General features: G+C 66.4%; 14 protein-coding genes. 8 read left to right on the top strand and 6 right to left on the bottom strand.

All coding sequences use genetic code 11. The features are described from left to right. Positions 1-27 precede the first annotated feature (27 nt). The 3 genes from METLW4_RS0120000 to METLW4_RS0119990 all read left to right on the top strand — a co-directional run bounded on the left by METLW4_RS0120000 (position 28) and on the right by METLW4_RS0119990 (position 2,182). A complete protein-coding gene (locus METLW4_RS0120000; protein WP_018268009.1) occupies positions 28-345 on the top strand; it encodes a hypothetical protein in 318 nt (105 codons plus the stop codon). Positions 346-455: 110 nt separating this feature from the next. After that, positions 456-1,526: a sensor histidine kinase gene (locus METLW4_RS0119995; RefSeq protein ID WP_198290226.1), complete on the top strand. Its 1,071-nt coding sequence runs from the start codon at positions 456-458 to the stop codon at positions 1,524-1,526. After that, positions 1,523-2,182 (top strand): response regulator transcription factor, encoded by a 660-nt coding sequence (locus METLW4_RS0119990; protein WP_018268007.1) that lies wholly within the window; start codon positions 1,523-1,525, stop codon positions 2,180-2,182. Before METLW4_RS0119995 ends, METLW4_RS0119990 begins: the two co-directional genes overlap by 4 nt. Positions 2,183-2,223: 41 nt before the next feature. Here METLW4_RS0119990 and METLW4_RS0119985 read toward each other — a convergent pair whose 3' ends face one another. The 3 genes from METLW4_RS0119985 to METLW4_RS0119975 form a co-directional block, all read right to left on the bottom strand. Next, positions 2,224-3,744: a diaminobutyrate--2-oxoglutarate transaminase gene (locus METLW4_RS0119985; protein ID WP_018268006.1), complete on the bottom strand. Its 1,521-nt coding sequence runs from the start codon at positions 3,742-3,744 to the stop codon at positions 2,224-2,226. A gap of 216 nt (positions 3,745-3,960) precedes the next feature. Continuing rightward, on the bottom strand, positions 3,961-5,727 hold the full coding sequence (locus METLW4_RS0119980) for a DEAD/DEAH box helicase (RefSeq protein WP_018268005.1): 1,767 nt from the start codon (positions 5,725-5,727) through the stop codon (positions 3,961-3,963). A gap of 272 nt (positions 5,728-5,999) precedes the next feature. After that, positions 6,000-6,386 carry a TIGR02300 family protein gene (locus tag METLW4_RS0119975; RefSeq protein ID WP_245258540.1) on the bottom strand — a complete coding sequence of 129 codons (387 nt, stop codon included), beginning with the start codon at positions 6,384-6,386 and terminating at the stop codon, positions 6,000-6,002. A gap of 332 nt (positions 6,387-6,718) precedes the next feature. Here METLW4_RS0119975 and METLW4_RS0119965 point away from each other — a divergent pair, with 332 nt between their 5' ends. Beyond that, positions 6,719-7,234, top strand: coding sequence for a YchJ family protein (locus tag METLW4_RS0119965; protein WP_018268002.1), 516 nt, complete (start codon positions 6,719-6,721; stop codon positions 7,232-7,234). A 117-nt stretch (positions 7,235-7,351) separates the two neighbouring features. Further along, the gene (locus METLW4_RS25495) at positions 7,352-9,289 is read left to right on the top strand and encodes a CHASE2 domain-containing protein (RefSeq protein ID WP_018268001.1); all 1,938 of its coding nucleotides are present in this window, start codon (positions 7,352-7,354) and stop codon (positions 9,287-9,289) included. Between the two features lie 9 nt (positions 9,290-9,298). Here the strand turns inward: METLW4_RS25495 and METLW4_RS25490 are convergent, their stop codons facing one another. Next, complete coding sequence (locus METLW4_RS25490) at positions 9,299-9,928, bottom strand: FecR family protein (RefSeq protein WP_018268000.1); 630 nt, start codon at positions 9,926-9,928, stop codon at positions 9,299-9,301. Positions 9,929-10,118: 190 nt separating this feature from the next. Between METLW4_RS25490 and METLW4_RS0119945 the strand changes: the two genes are divergently transcribed. Then, positions 10,119-11,192 (top strand): aminotransferase class III-fold pyridoxal phosphate-dependent enzyme, encoded by a 1,074-nt coding sequence (locus METLW4_RS0119945; RefSeq protein ID WP_018267999.1) that lies wholly within the window; start codon positions 10,119-10,121, stop codon positions 11,190-11,192. A gap of 9 nt (positions 11,193-11,201) precedes the next feature. Here METLW4_RS0119945 and METLW4_RS0119940 read toward each other — a convergent pair whose 3' ends face one another. Further along, complete coding sequence (locus tag METLW4_RS0119940) at positions 11,202-12,665, bottom strand: HAMP domain-containing sensor histidine kinase (RefSeq protein ID WP_018267998.1); 1,464 nt, start codon at positions 12,663-12,665, stop codon at positions 11,202-11,204. After that, positions 12,662-13,339 (bottom strand): response regulator transcription factor, encoded by a 678-nt coding sequence (locus METLW4_RS0119935; protein WP_018267997.1) that lies wholly within the window; start codon positions 13,337-13,339, stop codon positions 12,662-12,664. The genes METLW4_RS0119940 and METLW4_RS0119935 overlap by 4 nt, the downstream gene beginning before the upstream one ends. A gap of 427 nt (positions 13,340-13,766) precedes the next feature. On the opposite strand from METLW4_RS0119935, the gene METLW4_RS0119930 reads away from it, so the two are divergent. Both METLW4_RS0119930 and METLW4_RS0119925 read left to right on the top strand, forming a co-directional pair. Further along, entirely contained in the window at positions 13,767-14,135 is a 369-nt protein-coding gene (locus METLW4_RS0119930) for a hypothetical protein (protein WP_018267996.1), read from the top strand. An 81-nt stretch (positions 14,136-14,216) separates the two neighbouring features. After that, positions 14,217-16,433 carry a TonB-dependent siderophore receptor gene (locus METLW4_RS0119925; protein ID WP_018267995.1) on the top strand — a complete coding sequence of 739 codons (2,217 nt, stop codon included), beginning with the start codon at positions 14,217-14,219 and terminating at the stop codon, positions 16,431-16,433. Positions 16,434-16,465 lie beyond the last annotated feature (32 nt).

Below are 16,465 nucleotides of genomic sequence, written 5' to 3'. Positions count from 1 at the left end.
GGCGGCGCTCGACAGATCGAGGCGACAATGGATGCTGTTCTACGAGGTCTCTGCTTCTTCTGCACGGTCGTGACCGGCGCCCCGGAGCCCGCGATTCCGCGCGGCGACGGCGATATCTGGTTTTCGCATGAGACGATCGGCGCCGACACGCATGTCTTGCGGCTCAGCGCTTCCGATCTCCTGCTCGACGTCGCATCGGCTCGGCGAGCGCGCCTCGACGCCTTTGTGCGCCGACTCGCGGCGGAAATCTGCTCCGACCGCTTCGAGCTCGCCGACGCGCAACGCGCATCCTGGCCGGAGGCGCCTCCGACCTATGCGAGGCAATATATCGTCCGGTGCCGATGAGCAGAGCTGCGGCGCAGGACGAACGCCTCGCGCGATCGGGCGTTCACGTCACGGCCGAGATGATCTAAGCTCGATCGCGAAATCGGCGCCACAGCAGGGAGATCGCTCGATTGGCCGGGACAGCAGGCTTCATGCGCGGAAAGCGTGGAGCCGTCATGCGCTGGGCGTCCATGCTCGCTCTGGCGGCTGCGATTTTTGTCGGGGATACGGTGACGGACTTCGAGATCGCCGTCGCTGTCCTTTATGTCGTCGTCGTCCTGATCGCGACCGGGTTTCTTCCGAAACGCGGCGTGCTCGCCGTTTCGTTCGGCTGCATCGCTCTGACATTGGCGAGCTTCATGCTTAGCCACGCGGGCGCCTATGGGCCGGGCGTGGTCAATTGCGCTTTGAGCGTCAGCGCGATTGCGGCGACCACTTATCTCGCGTTGAAGAGCGCGGAGGCGACCCTCGCCGAGCAGGCGGCGCGCGCCCAGCTGATCCGGCTCGCGCGGGTCAATTCCTTGAGCGAGACGACAGCCTCGATCGCGCATGAGGTCAATCAGCCCCTCACCGGGATCATCGCGAGTGGAAACGCGTGCTTGAACTGGTTGGCGTGCGACCCTCCCAACCTGCCGAAGGCGCGGCAGGCGGTGGAGCGGATGATCGGCGACGCCAATCGCACCAGCGGGATCGTGGCCCGTGTTCGCAACCTCTATAAGCTGCCGAAGCTCAATACGAATTGGATCGATGTGATGTCCGTTGTCGATCAGGTCCTCGCGCTGAGCGAGGCCGAGCTGCAGCGCAACAATGTCGCGGTGACGGTGATTTTCGCGGGCGCCGCGCTCGAAATCTACGCCGAGGCGGTTCAAATCGAGCTGGTGCTGTTGAACATCATGCTGAACGCCATAGACTCCGTCACGCGAGCGCGCTCGGAGCCGCGCGTGTCGATAGAGGCGCGGCTCGCGGACGAAAAGCGCGTCGAGCTCATCGTCAGCGATTCCGGCCATGGCATCGCGCCGGATCGGCTCGAGACGATTTTCGAAGCCTTTTACACGACGAAAGCGGATGGAACCGGCATTGGCCTCGCGATCAGCCGCTCGATCGTCGAAGCGCATGGCGGTCGGATTTGGGCCGCCGCCAACGCGGAGGGAGGCGCCGAATTTCATTTCCTCCTGCCGGGACGGAAGAAGAAGGGCGCATGAATATGGCCGCCGATACGCAAGAAGCAGAGTCGCCGATCGTCTATGTCGTGGATGACGACCAGTCGATTCGAGAATCTCTCGCGGATCTGCTGGCTTCCATCGGGCTGCGCGCCGCGACATTCGCGTCGCCGAAGGAATTCTCGCAGAGCGAAAGGCCGGATGCGCCGTCATGTCTCGTGCTCGATGTGCGCATGCCCGGCGTGAGCGGCCTCGAGTTTCAGGAGGAGCTGACGAGGTCGGGAATAAGGATGTCGATCATTTTCGTCACCGCGCATGGCGACGTGCCGATGTCCGTCAAAGCGATGAAAGCCGGCGCCGTCGATTTCTTGACCAAGCCGTTTCGTGAGCAAGACCTGGTCGATGCGATACAAAATGGCCTCGCGCGCGATTTGGCGCGCAGGCGAGCGGAGCGCGTGCAGACCGAGCTGCGTCGGCGTTACGCGAGCCTGTCGGACGGCGAGAAGGAGGTGATGAAGCTCGCCGTATCGGGACTCTTGAACAAGCAGATCGCGGGTCAGCTCGGCCTCAGCGAGGTGACGATAAAGATGCGACGTGGTCAGGTCATGCGAAAAATGCGGGCGGATTCGTTCGCCGACCTCGTGCGATTCTACCATCGTATCGATGGATCAGAGGAAGACGTCATCGAATTGAAGTGACGACGAGCGTCAAGCGACGCCCGCCCCATCGATGCGCGCGCTCAGCGGCTCGCGGCGGAAGCGTAGCCTCGCTCGACGGCCTTCAGCGCCGCCTCGAATCTGTCGAGAATTGCGCCAATGTCGCTATCGCTCACAATGAGCGGCGGCAGCAGGCGCACGACCGAGGCGAAGCGTCCGCCGAGCTCGAGAATGAGGCCGCGACGCAAGCACTCATATTGAATTTTTCGCGCGGTCTCTGGAGCCGCGGGACGCGTCGCTCCATCCGATGCGCCATCGTCGACGATCTCGACGCCGATCATGAGCCCGCGCCCGCGAATATCGCCGATGCAGGATGCGTCGGCGGCGATCGACGCCAGGCCGCGGCGAAGACGCGCGCCCATGGTCTCCGCATTGAGATCGAGCCTTTCGCGCATGATATGGCGGATCGTCGCGGCGCCGGAGGCGAAGGCGAGCTGATTGCCGCGAAACGTCCCGGCATGCGCGCCGGCCTTCCATAGGTCCAGATCGCGATGATAGACGACGACCGATAGCGGAAGCCCGCCGCCGATCGCTTTCGAGAGCACGAGCACATCCGGCGTCACGCCGGCATGCTCGCAGGCATACATGCGCCCGGTGCGTCCGAGACCCGTCTGCACCTCATCGATGATGAGAGGCACGCCGCGGCGCCTGGTGATGTCGCGTATCTTGCGCAGCCAGTCGTCCGGCGCCGGGTTCACGCCGCCTTCGCCTTGAACGACCTCGAGAATCATTCCGGCGGGCGGAAGCACGCCGCTGTTCGGATCCTCGAGCAGATTCTCGATATAGCGCGCGCCCATGGCCCATCCGGCCTCGCCGCCGAGCCCGAAGGGACAGCGATAATCGGAAGGATAGGGGAGAAATTGCACCTCGCCGCCGAGGCCGCCGACGGATCTTCGCGGCGTCGGCTCGCCGGTGACGCCGAGCGTCGCATGCGTCATCCCGTGATAGGCGCCTTGGAAGGATGCGATGCCGCGTCGCCCGGTCGCGGTCTTGACGAGCTTGAGAGCCGCCTCGATCGCATCCGCGCCGGAGGGACCGCAAAATTGTATCTTGAACTCTTCGGCGAAGCTCGGAGGCAGGCTGTCGAACAGCTCGCGGATAAAGCGGTCCTTCAGCGGCGTCGGCAGATCGAGCGTCTGGAACGGCGCTTCTTCCGCCAATGTCGCGCGGATCGCCTCGACGACGATCGGATGATTATGGCCGAGAGCCAAGGCGCCCGCGCCCGCGAGACAATCTATGTATTCGCGGCCTTCCGTGTCTTCCACGATGACGCCGCGCCCCGCTCGGAGCGCGATCGGCAGGCTTCGCGGATAGGTTCTCGCATTGGATTCGATATCGGCCTGGCGCGTGAGATAGCGATTGCCGAATGCGCCATAGAGCGGATAGGCGGGATCGAGCTCCCCGGCGCCGGGGCTCGGAAATTCGTCGTCCGCAGGACGATCGACGAGCTGCACGCCCGCATTCGGCTCCCTGTCGAATTCCGGCTCGGTCGGCGCGATCGACGGCGCGCGGCTGCTCGCAAACGCATCTGACGATTTGGACATCGTGCACCTCGTCGGCGCCTCGCGACGACGGACCATTCCGTCGGCGTACGCATTCCTGCTGACATAGACGCGCGAGGATCGATGAAAGCGCCAAACAATTTTCGGCCGTCGCCGACCCTTGCGGGGACTCTGGCGACGAGGCGCGGCTCACCCGCGCGACAATGAGGAAATCATCTGCATGATCGGCTGATTTCGGCCCGCGGCGCGCAGGCGTGGTCAGCCTCGCGGCCGCTTTTCCCGACGCGGCTTCTGCTTGTGCTTCGGCGGCGCGTCTGTGCGCGGCGGCTTGACCTGTCTCGGCTCGGAATAGCCGTTCAGGCGATCCACGCGGATATTCTCGCCGCCGGGCCGCCGCATGTCGACGATGAATTGCGCCGCCGCCGGCTCGGCGATCTCGACCTGCGTCTCATGCTCGAAAATCTGGATCGCGCCAATGTCTTGCCGCGTGAGATTTCCCTTGCGGCAGAGCATGGGCAGCAGCCATTTCGGATCGGCGTTCTTCGCGCGGCCGATGTCGAGACGAAACCAGACGGCGCCGCCGGGCAAGCGGGACGGGCGCGGCTCCTTGGCGGGCCGCGCGCCTGCCGCCCGGGAGGAGGGGCGGGGCTCTCGGGGCTCCCGAGACTCCCTGGGCTCCCGAGACTCGCGGGGCTCCCGACGCGCGGGCTCCTGCCCGGGGTCGATGACGGCCTCGGTCGCGGGAAGCCGCGCACGGTAGAGCCGAACGAGCATGGCGCCGAGCTGCTCGGGCGATCGCTCCGCGAGAAGCAGCTTCGCCGCTTCGAAATCCTCCTCGCTCGGCGGCTCCGCCAGCAGTGGATCGCGCATCATGCGCTTGCGATCGAGCTCGTCGATCTCCTCGGCGGAGGGCGGTCCGCTCCAAAATGCGTGAACGCCGGCGTCGCGCAGCAGCCGCTCGGCGCGATGGCGCCGCGCCGAAGGAATCAGCAGCGCGCTGACGCCTTTGCGCCCGGCGCGGCCGGTCCGCCCGCTGCGGTGCTGCAGGGCCTCCGCGTCATGCGGGAGATCGGCGTGAATGACGAGGTCGAGATTTGGCAGATCGATGCCGCGCGCCGCGACGTCGGTGGCGACGCAGACGCGCGCGCGCCCGTCGCGAAGCGCCTGCATGGAATGGTTGCGCTCGTGCTGGCCGAGCTCGCCCGAGAGCAGCACGGCCGCAAATCCGCGCTCGAGCAAGGTCGCGTGCAGATGACGCACGGACTCGCGCGTGTTGCAGAACACGATCGCCGTCGGCGCCTCGAAATAGCGCAAGAGATTGACGGTCGCGAGCTCTATCTCCTTCGGCGCGACGCGAACCGCGCGATAGTCGATGTCGCCATGGCCGCGCTCCCCGCGCGCCACGTCGATCCGCCGCGCGTCGCGCTGATAGCGCTTGGCCAGAGCGGCGATGCCTTTCGGCATTGTGGCGGAGAAGAGCAGCGTGCGCCGATCCTGCGGCGTGGCCTCGAGAATGAACTCGAGATCCTCGCGAAAGCCGAGATCGAGCATCTCGTCGGCTTCGTCGAGAATGGCCGCGACGATGTGAGCCGTGTCCAGCCCGCCGCGCTCTATGTGATCGCGAAGACGTCCGGGCGTTCCCACCACTATATGGGCGCCCTCGGTCAATTTGCGGCGCTCGAGGCGCGCATCCATGCCGCCGACGCAAGCGACGATTCGCGCCCCCGCATGCTCGTAGAGCCAGCCCAGCTCGCGCTCCACCTGCAAGGCGAGCTCGCGCGTCGGCGCGACAACGAGCGCGAGGGGCGCCTGCGGCTCCGGCAGACGATCGGCCTCTCCCAGAAGCGTCGAGGCGATGGCCAGGCCATAGGCGACCGTCTTTCCAGATCCGGTCTGAGCGGAAACGAGAATGTCGCCGCCTTGCGCATCGGCGGACAGAACCGCGGCCTGGACCGGCGTGGGCGAATTGTAATTGCGCTCCGCCAAGGCTTTGGCGAGCGGGGCGCGGGCGTTCAGAAAGGTCACGGGTCAGTTTGCCTGGGGGTGGGCGATGCAGAGAGTGGGCGAGAGATACGCGCTCGATCGGGTCTCGTCGAGCCATCCGCTCGTCTGAGGCGGAAGCCGCCGAAACGAGCTTGATCGGAACACTATTATTTGCTTCGCGCGGGTCCCGCTAGTGATCTGCGGGAGCGGGAGCGGGGGCGGTGACGTTGCGCGAGCCTTCGATGAAGCGCCGAATCTGCTCCCTCTCCCGCGAAAGCGGGGGAGGGTCGGGGAGGGGGCTCGAGGACGCCGCTCTAGAGGAGATCGTCGATCTCCTCGATCTTATCGTCGTCGTCGATCGGCGGCGGGACGCTGTCGTCGGCTTCCGCTTCTTCTTCGTCCGCCTCCTCGGCGTCGATCTCCGTTTCGGTTTCCTCCGTCGACGAGACTTCGTCGCCCGAAGGCTGGTCGCCGATGCGCGCCCCGTTCGGCGCGGAGCGATATGGCGGAGCGCCCCTCCGCGGAAGCGAGCGCGGCAGTTCCACGACTTGGAAGATCGCGTCGCATTTCGGACAAGCGATCGGCTCGCGATTGAGATCGAAAAACGCGGCGCCACAGCTCAGGCATCGGCGCTTCGCGCCAAGTTCGGCTTTCGCCACGGCCTTCTCCTCTTGGTGGCGGCCGCGGCGTCGCGGTCGCATGAGATCGAAGCTCTGGGAGGAAAGTCGCACGCCGACGCGCCAAAAGGCGGGAAAGCTCGTTCGTTCGGCCGAAACTCGATGAGGGAGATATAGGGCGTCGGGGCGAAAATGCAACAGACCGGCTTTTCGTGACGCTATGGCGTCGGGATTGCAGGCGCTGAAAAAAAGAGTTGAACCTCGAGACACAGGCTGCTTACTGCTCGCAGATTCTGCTTCCAGAGCGCTATCCGAACCATCGAATAGCGCTCTCGACTCCCTCTTCGAGCGCGAATTTCGGGACGCGAATTTCGCCGATCGGAACGCGCCAACGCAAACGAACGAGCCGTCCTCGAATGACCGATCAGCCCTGTCCCTGCCGCGCCCAGGACGCCGAGCCGGCGTCTCTCTCCGCTTGCTGCGGTCCCTACGTCGAAGGAGCGAAGCCCGCGCCGACAGCCGAGGCGCTGATGCGCTCGCGCTATACGGCTTATGTTCTCGGCCGCATCGATTATCTGGAGGCCACTCTCGCGCCCGAGCGGCGGGCGAGCTTCCACCGCGCGGCGGCGACCGACTGGTCCAAAAAATCGCAATGGCTCGGCCTCGACATAGAAGCGACGGAGGCGGGCCAGCCCGGCGACGCCACTGGCCATGTGGAATTCACCGCGCATTATATTTCGGAAGGCCTGCGTCTCACCCATCGCGAAAAATCCCTGTTTCGCTTCGACGAGGCCGATCAGCGCTGGTATTTCGTCGAGGGCGAGGGCCGCAAGAGCGCGCCGGTCATCCGGCAGCCGAGACCGGGACGCAATGACCCTTGCTCTTGCGGCTCGGGCAAAAAATACAAGAAATGCTGTGGCGCGGCGGCGTGAGGGCGGCCGCGACGACCTGCTCGGCGCCGCTGGATTGACCTTTTCGCCGGCGCCGTAGCAAAAGGCGTCGGCGCGCGCTCTCTTCCGCAGTCGGCGCCGAAGGCTCGTATCGCATTCATGATCGACCGGCGTCGTCAGCTCATACGCCTCCTCACGGCGCCGGCCGCCGTCGGCGGCGTCGGCGCGCTGATCTTCGCCGCGCTCTGGGCGGCGGATTTTCACGGCGTCGCGGGCATGCTGCGCGAGCGGGCGATCGACGCGATTCAGCGGATCGCCCCGCGCGAGGCCGGGCGCGGCGGCGTGCTGGTCGTCGATATCGATGCGGCGAGCGTCGCTCGCGCCGGCGGCTGGCCGCTCCCGCGCGCGGATATGGCGCGGCTCGCGGCGCGCATTCTCGACGGGCGTCCCGCGGCGCTCGCTTTCGATATTTTCTTCGACGGATCGGATCGACAGTCCCTGCGGGCTCGCATCGAGGGCGCGTCCGATCCGAAATTGCGCGAAGCGCTCGCGCCGATTCTCGCGCAGGCGCCCGATCCCGATCATGAATTCGGCGAGACGCTCGAGCGCGGCCAGACGATTCTGGCTGCGCTGGCGGGCGGCGCCGCGCCGCCGGCCGCATTCAATTTCGTGCGGCTCGAGGAGCCGGCCGGCCCGCGGTGGGCGCGGCCGATCCCCGGCGCGCTGGCGCCTCACGAGCCGCTGGCGGCGGCGGCGCTCGGTCTCGGCGTGTCGTCGCTGTTCGGCGAGGAGGGCGGGGTGGTGCGCAGGGCGCCGCTGCTATTCTCGGTCGGCGATCGGCTCATTCCCGGCCTCGCGCTGGAGGCGACGCGCGTCGCCGAAAATGTCGCCATGCTCTCTGTCGAGAACGGTCGGCTGGAGACGGGAGCGCGCAGCATGCCGCTCGGCGAAGGCGGCGCGCTGCGCCTGCGCTGGTCCGATCCCGCCCATTGGGCGCAGCGCACGATCTCCGCCGGCGAGCTTCTCGAAGGGCGCGTCGCGCCCGAGCGCTTTACGGGACAATTGGTCATCGTGGGCGCCAGCGCGCCGCAGGCCGGAGCGCTGCGCCCCACTCCGCTCGGCCCGCTGACCCCCAGCGTTCAGATCCACGCCGAAGCGGCGGAGCAGCTCCGCGCTGGAATGGTCCCGCTGCGTCCGGGGCGCGCGCTCTCGGCGGAAATCGGCGCGGCTCTCGTCCTCGCCGGCGTCGCGGCCGCCGTCGCCGCGCGGGTCGGCCCCTCGGCGGCCTTCGCCCTGCAGTCGGCCTTGTCCGCGCTCTGGATCGCCGTCGCCGCCTCGGCGCTGATCTTTCAGAATATCGTCCTCGATCCCGCCGGCCCTCCGCTCATCGTCCTGCTCTCCGGCAATATGGCCGCGGCAGCGTCCTTCGCCCGCACGCGCCGGATGAAGGCGTTCATCTCGCGCAAGTTCGAGCAATATCTTTCCGCCGATGTGGTGCGCGAGATTATCGCCCACCCGGAGCGGCTGCGGCGCGAGGGCGAGATGCGCATCGTCACGGCGCTCTTCACCGATATCGAAAATTTCACCCCCATGACGCAACGTCTCGCGCCGCGCGACCTCATCTCTCTGCTCGACGTCTATCTCGGCGGGCTGGAGCGTATCGTCACCGATCACGGCGGCATGGTCGACGGCGTGGCCGGCGACGCCATTCACGCCTTTTTCAACGTGCCGCTGGAGCGCGCCGATCATGTCGACGCCGCCATCGACTGCGCCGCGGCCATCGTCGAATTTTCGGAGAGATTCCGCCGGGAGCCGCTGGCGGCGCAGGCCGGCTTCGGGCGCACGCGGGTCGGCGTCGAGACGGGGCCGGCCATCGTCGGCGACGTCGGCGGCGCGCGCCGATTGAACTACACCGCCTATGGCGACGCGGTGATCGTCGCGGCGCGGCTGGAGCAGGCGAATAAGCAGCTCGAGTCGCAAATTTGCATCGGACCGGGCGCGGCGGCGGCGGCGCGGCGCGATCTGGTCCCGCTCGGCGCGCTGCGTCTCAAAGGCCTGCCGGAGGACACGATGATCTTCACGCTCGCCGGCGAATGACGCGCCGCGTCAGCGGACGGAGTCCAGCGCCTCCTCGATGCGCTTCGCCCCCCATTTCGTCACCGGGCCGGGCGCCGAGGGCTCAGCTTCGAGCAGTCCGGGAAGGACGACCACGCGAGGCGGCGGGAAATCGACGCCTTCTCCCGCCGTCAGCCGCACGGAGCCCGACCGGGTGACGACGTCGACGGCGCCTTTCTGAACGAAAACGCCGAAAACCCCTCGGCTGGGGCCGGCGAAAAACACCGTGCCGCGCGCCGACAAAAGCCCGTAGGGCGTCTCGAGGTCGAAGCTTTTTTCCGCCCCAGTGGCGCGGTCGATCACAACCGCCCCCTCTTCCAGAGTGGTCCTGGCGGACAATTTTCCGATGAATTTGTCGACCTTCAGCGACGCATTGGCGCCGAGCCGCAGCCGGGTCGCCGCGCCGAGCCTGAGGTCGAGCCGGGAGGCCTCGCCGGTCGTAGCGCGATCATTCAGCAGGACGGCGGCGCCCGCCTCCGCCGGCGAACGCCCGTCGGCGCGTTCCAGCGCCGCCTCCCCACGCGCCGCGACCACCGAGCCGACCGGCTCCGCGCGCGCGAGCCCGAGAGAGCCGAACAAGGCGACGGCCGCGGCGACGATAGCAAGGTGACGATTGGACATGACGCAGCTTCCCTTTCGCCGCACTTTGGTGCGGCGACCCTGGCGGCGCAAGCCCGCCTGCGGCCCGCGGGCGCTCTCGGGGGGCAATGCTGCGTCTGGCTCCATCCTTGCTTGCCGATTTGGCGCAGGAGCCGGGCGCCGTGCGCGGCGCCTCCCCCCGAGGCGTCGCCTCGCCTTCGAGCAGCGGAACATGTCCGGCGCATCGTCTGATCCGGCCACCGAGCCCAATGGCCAAATCGAACCCGCGATCGGCGGCGAGGGGTCCGCGGCGGCGGCGGCGCTCGACTTTTCGGGCGCCTCGCCGGAGGATTTCGCCGGATCGCCGGAGCTGGACGAGACTCTGGAGGCGGCCGCGCTCTCCGACGCTCTCTGCGCTCAAATCGAGCCGCTGTCGTTCGGCGATCGCGTCTTCTTGTTTCAGTCCGAGGCGGAGGCTTGGCGCTATGCGGTCGAGACGATGCGGCGGCGCCATCGGATCGGTAGCCGCCCCAAGCGGCGACAGCTCATCGTCTGCGCCGGAGCCGCGGATGGAGCGGGAGGCCTGCCCCCGGGCTTGGAAGCCGATGGCGAGGTCGTGCTGCTCCAAACCGATGATCCGGGCGCATTGGCCGCGGCGATCGACAATCGAACGGCGGGAATTCTCGTCGCTCCGGTGAGGACGAAAGCGGGTTTCGAGATTGTTCCGGGAGCGCTGCTCGCGCGTCTGCGCGAGACCGCGGACGAATATGGGCTCGTCCTCGCTTACGACGAAAGCTTGAGCGGCTTCGGCCGCTCCGGCATGATGTGGGCGCATGAATGGACGGGCGTGACCCCGGATGTGATGGTCGCCCTTCATCGCCCAGGAAACGCCCCGCCATTGGCGGCGCTGGTCGTCACGCAAAAATTGGCGCGCGGGGCGCCGGACCGGCCGCGCCTCGTCGATCGCGAGACGCTCGTCAGCGGGCGCGCCTTGATGAGCGCGCTCGCGGCGCCCGGCTTTCTGGAACGGGTGCAGAATCGCGGCTGGCGCCTCGAAGACCGGCTCACGGAACTATTCTACAAGCGCCGCGGCGCGTTTGCGGCGCTTGGCGGCATCGGCCTTCTGCAAGGCTTGGCGTGCTCGGGAGAGGCGGAGCCGATGCGCGCGACGCTGGCCGAGCGCGGGCTCCTCACCCGCGCCATGGGATCGTTCCTCGGCCTATTTCCTCCGCTCATCGTCGAGGAAGCGGAAATCGACGCGGCGGCGTCCATCATCGACGCGGCTTGCGCGCCAGAGACGGAATGAAGCCCGACCTCATCGCGGGAGCGGCGTTTTCGCCGGCCATTCGCCATCGCTCGAATTTTGGGGCGCAGGCTCGCAATTCGCTCCGTCTCGGTCTCGCGGCGGCCGCCGAAAAGCGAGCGTGAACGTAGCGCCTCCTCCTTCGGTGTCGCCGACCATGATTCGGCCGCCGAGGCGCGTCATCACCTCTTTGGCAATCGCCAGGCCGAGGCCCGTTCCCGGCGGCGCCTCGCTCTTGCGCCAGAACGGCTCGAAAATGAGCGCGCGATCCGCTTCGGCGATTCCCTCGCCATGGTCGATGACCGCGACCACGGCGCCGTCGCCGGCGTCGGCGCCGACACGGACGATCACTGATCCGCCTTCGGGCTCGGCGCGCAGCGCATTGTCGACGAGATTGGACAGAACGGATTCGATGGCCGCGCGATTTCCGCGGACAAGGACCGCGGAATCGGGCGCCTCGAATTCGATTTGGCGACCTCTCTGAACGGCGAGCAGCAGCGCATCGGCCGCCACGCGCCGGCTCGAAGCCACGAGATCGACCGTTTCATCCATGCGCGCAGGGCTGTCCGAAAGGCGGGTCGTCGCCAGCAATTGCTCGACGATGTTGCGAATGCGGTGCGCGTCGCCTTGCAGATCGACGAGAAAGCTCGGCTGCTTCGGCGCGTCGAGGCGCGCGGTCAAAATCGCGACGGGCGTGCGCAATTCATGAGCGGCGTTGGCGGTGAAGCGCCTAAGCCGCGCGGCTCCCGCGTCGAGGCGCTCCAACGCCTGATTGAAGGCGACGACCAGCGGCCGGACCTCCGCGGGCGTCTTCGCATCGGGAAGCCGCTGCTCGAGCGAATCCATGTCGATCCGCGCGGCTTCGGCGGCCATGTCGCGCAGCGGCGCGAGTCCGTGGCGCACGGCGAACCAGCTCGTGACAATGGAAAAGAGAATGGCGGGGCCGAAATAGGCGCTCATCCATTTGGCGTCGTAGTACATGGACACGAATATGTCCGGCCAGCGAAACGCGAAGCCGTGAACGCCGACCGACACCGCGCCATAGGGCGTCTCGCGCGATTGCAGATAGCCGGTCGGCCGGCTGCGCGGATGCGGATCGAGCGAGAAATGGACCCAGCTCGGATGAAGGGAGCGCAGGCTCGTCAAGGCGGTCACGAGCTCTGGCGCGGAGCCGCGCGCCGGGCGCATCTCCTCAGGCTCGAACACCGCATATTTCAATTTCGGGTTCCGCGCCAATTCGGCGCGCAGCGCCGGCGTGGGCTCCACTCGCAGCGCCCCGTCCGCGTCGCGCGTGAGAGAAGCCATGACCATCTCGCGCGTGCGCGGATAGGCGATCTCATCGAGGGAGGTCGCAAAATCCTCGAGCCCGAACAGGCCGAGGACGAGCGCGCAAATCCATCCGCCGCCCACCGCGACGAGCTGCGCGGCCAGGAGATAGGTCGCCACCCGCAGCGCCAGCGAAGGGCCTTCGCTCATCGCGCGGCTTCCGTCAGCATATAGCCGATGCCGCGCGCGAGATGAATCGTGACGCCGGCGCCCAGCGATTCCAGCCGCTTGCGCAATCGCCAGACGAGCGTGTCGAGCGTATGCGGCTGGACCTCGGCGTAGAGGCCGTAAACCTCGTCCAGCAAGGCTTCGCGCGCCACGACGCGATCGGCGCGCCGCATCAGCGCTTCGAGCAGCGCGAGCTCGCGCCGATGCAGGCCGACAGGGCGGCCGCCGATCGTCACCTCGCGGCTGGCGAGGTCGAGCGTGAGGCCGGCGACGGAGAGCGATGGCTGCGGCTCGGCGCCCGGACGCCTCATGCAGGCCCGGATCCGCGCCATCAGCTCCGGGCCGCGAAACGGCTTGGAGAGATAGTCGTCCGCGCCCGCGTCGAGCCCGCAGATCGTGTCGTCCAGCGAGTCCAGCGCCGTCAACATTATGATCCGCACGCCGGGCCGCAGCTTGCGCAGATCGGCGACGATCGACAAGCCGTCGCCGTCCGGGAGGCGCCGGTCGAGAAGGATGAGGCCATAGTCGGCCCGCGTCGCGGCTTCGATCGTCTCCTCGAGCGAGCCGCTGCGATCGACGATGAATTGGGCTTCCGCGACGAGCGAGGCGATCAGACGCCCCATCTCCGGCTCGTCCTCGACGAGGAGAATACGCATGACCTCACCCTTCTTATGGGGAAAATTTTCTCGAAGAGCGCCTTCTGATCTCGCGATCGATCTGAATTCGCTCCCGAGCAGAGAATCTATAGCGTGAGCATAGCCGATCGGTTGTGGTCACGCTGCAGCTCGCGGCCGGCCCGGGACGCCGAGGCCGAAGCCGCATCGATCTGACGAAAACTTTACGATAAATCAATGGCGGGCGCTGTCGGTCGATCGCCACTCTGTTGCTCGGAAGATACAGTGAGCCTATCTTCGTCGTCGCCGCTCGATATGTGAGACTAAGGGGAGGGTCGATACGTATTTTGCCGGAATCGATCGGCGTAGACTCGATCGGCGGCGACAAATCGAGATGCGGAGGCTCGGCGCCATGACGGCGGCTGAAACTCACCCGAAGGGATTGGCGAAAAGGCTCCGTTGGCTTTTCATGAGCTTGGCGGCGCTCTGTTTCGCCCTCCAGGCCTTCGCCGCGATCGGCGGCGGCAGGTCGCCGCATTCGATGACGACGGAGCTCGGCGCATCGACGCCTTCCGTCGCTTGCGTCGCGCAGAAGTCGGACGCTCATCGGCGCGCTCCCGGCCACGACGAGCCGCTCTGTTGCCTGTTCTTTGGAGCCTGCGACCGCAATTGCGATGCGGCGCCGCCGGCGTTCGACCTCCTCCACGCCTCTCTCGCCGGGTCGCCGGCTTTCGACGCGCCGCGCGGCGGCGTCTGGCCCCCGGTCGACAAGCGCAGCGGCCGGCCGAGCGGCTGGGCGAGTTCCTGGTCGCCCCGCGCGCCGCCCCTTTTCTCCTGAGCCCGAGCAGCGGCTCCGCCGCATCTTCCTTCCTTTCGGCTTTCGCGCGGCCAATGTCGTCGCGCCAGGAGAAATTCAGCTATGAAAGACTCGATCCTCTTGCGGGGCGTTTCCGCATTGGTCCTCATGCTTCCGTCCGTCGCCGCGCTCGCGCAGGAGGCGCTCCCCACGATCGATGTCGCCGGCGACTCATCGGCGCAGCGCCGGCCGGCGCTGCCGGCCGAGGGGCCAGGAGACCGCTTCACCGGCTACGCCGCCGCGAGCCAGCCGGCCAGCTCGACCAAGGACGGCATCGACACGATGCGGAATCCGATTTCGGTGCAGGTGGTTCCGCGGCAGGTGCTGGACGACCAGCAGGCCATTTCGGTCCAGGACGCCATCGTCGGCAATGTCTCCGGCGTGCAGCCGAGCGGCGACACGTTCTATGACGGCTTCACCATTCGCGGGTTCGATAGCTCGAGCATTTTCCGCAACAATCTCGCCACGCCGAACCTCACGCATCTCCAAACCGCCAATCTGCAATCGATCGAGGTGCTCAAAGGGCCGGCCGCCATGCTCTATGGACGTCTGGAGCCGGGCGGCGCCGTCAATCTGATCACCAAGCGCCCGCTCGATTACCGCTATTACTCCATCGAGGAGCAGGCGGGTTCCTGGGGCCTCACGCGCACCAGCGTCGACGCCACCGGCCCGCTGACCGAGGACAAGACCTGGCTGTATCGGCTGAACGTCTCGTTCAACCACGCCGATTCTTTTCGCAATTTCGTGACCAATCAGGACGCGTTCGTCGCGCCCACGCTCAGCTGGCGTCCGACCGAGCAATTGCGGTTCAATCTCGACTTCGAATATCAGAACACGAGCTTCGTCTCGGACGCGGATACTGTCCTCCCCGCCATCGGAGACCGTCCGGCGTCCTTGCCCGTCGGCCGCTATCTCCAGAGTCCCGCAGTGACGCGCGCGAATCCGAGCCGCCTGGAGAGAGGGCTGGTCAGCTATGACTGGACCTTCGACTTCGACAAGGATTGGAGCCTCACCAATCGTTTCATGTATACCGACCTGCAATGGGCTCAAAGGCTCACCGACATTTCGTCCTTCGATGCGCCGACCGGCGCGACGGGCTTCAGCATTTGGGACGTCAACGCCCATCGCGCCGTCCTCAACTCGAATCTCGATCTGAAAGGGAAGCTGGAGACCGGCCCGTTCCGCCACGAAATTCTGCTCGGAGCCGATTATCGCTACGACGAGAATCACGACTTCGGCTATTGCTGTGACGGCTCGTCCATCACGCCGCTCAACGCCTATGCGCCTGCCTATGCGACCACCGGCTATATCAAGCCCGCGAACAACTTCTACTGGGACCAGCGTCAATCCTGGAAGGGAATCTATGGCCAGGACATGATTTCCTTCCTCGACGATCGCGTGCATGTCCTGCTCGGCGGGCGTCACGACTGGGCGAGCTATGGTTATGGCTCCAGCTCGAGCTCCTTCCAGCAGGCGCGATCTCTCTATAATTCGGATACGGGCGCCGGCTTCCAGAACGCTGTCGATCATGCCTGGAGCCCTCGCCTCGGCGTCGTGCTGCAGCCTCAGCCGTGGCTCTCCTTCTATGCGAACTACACGCGCTCCTTCGGCTCGACCAATGGCATTCCGAGCCCCGGCAGCCTTCCTTTCTCGCCACAACGCGGCCTGCAATGGGAAGGGGGCGTGAAGGCCGAGCTGCTCGACAAGCGCCTCGTCGCGACTCTCGCCTATTACGACATCACCAAATCGGGAGTCGTGCAGTCGATCCCGGGCACGCAATTCTCTCGTCCCGTGGGCCTCGTCGAGAGCCGCGGCGTCGAGCTCGACGTCACCGGCCGCATCGACGATAATTGGAGCGTCATCGGCAATTACAGCTATGACGACGCGCGCATCATCGCCGACGCGAATGGAACGCCGCTCACCGGCGGCCAGGAGGGCAATCGCCTGCAGAATGTTCCGCGGCACTCTGGAAGCCTATGGGTGAAATATGACGCTTCGAGCCAGTTTCAGGGTTTGAGCCTCGGAGCGGGCGTCTTCGCGGTCGGACAACGTCAGGGCGACAATCAGAACGACTTCCAGCTGCCGGGATATGCGAGAGTCGACACGCTGATCCTTTATCGCCTGCCGGCCTCGCTCGCGCCCTGGGCGAAAAATGTGTCGCTCCAATTCAATGTCAAGAATCTGCTGAACACGACCTACTATCTGCATTCCTACGATCGGTTCAGCATTGCGCCCGGCGCGCCGAGGACATTCCTCGCCTCTATTCGCGCCGAGTTCTGACGACATTTAGCCGACGCTCGGCGCCCCTTTGG

Origin of the sequence: Methylosinus sp. LW4 (genome assembly GCF_000379125.1) — a bacterium.
GTDB lineage: Bacteria > Pseudomonadota > Alphaproteobacteria > Rhizobiales > Beijerinckiaceae > Methylosinus.
The sequence above is the reverse complement of the archived record's forward strand: the minus strand, read 5'-3'. Positions and strand labels throughout refer to the sequence as shown.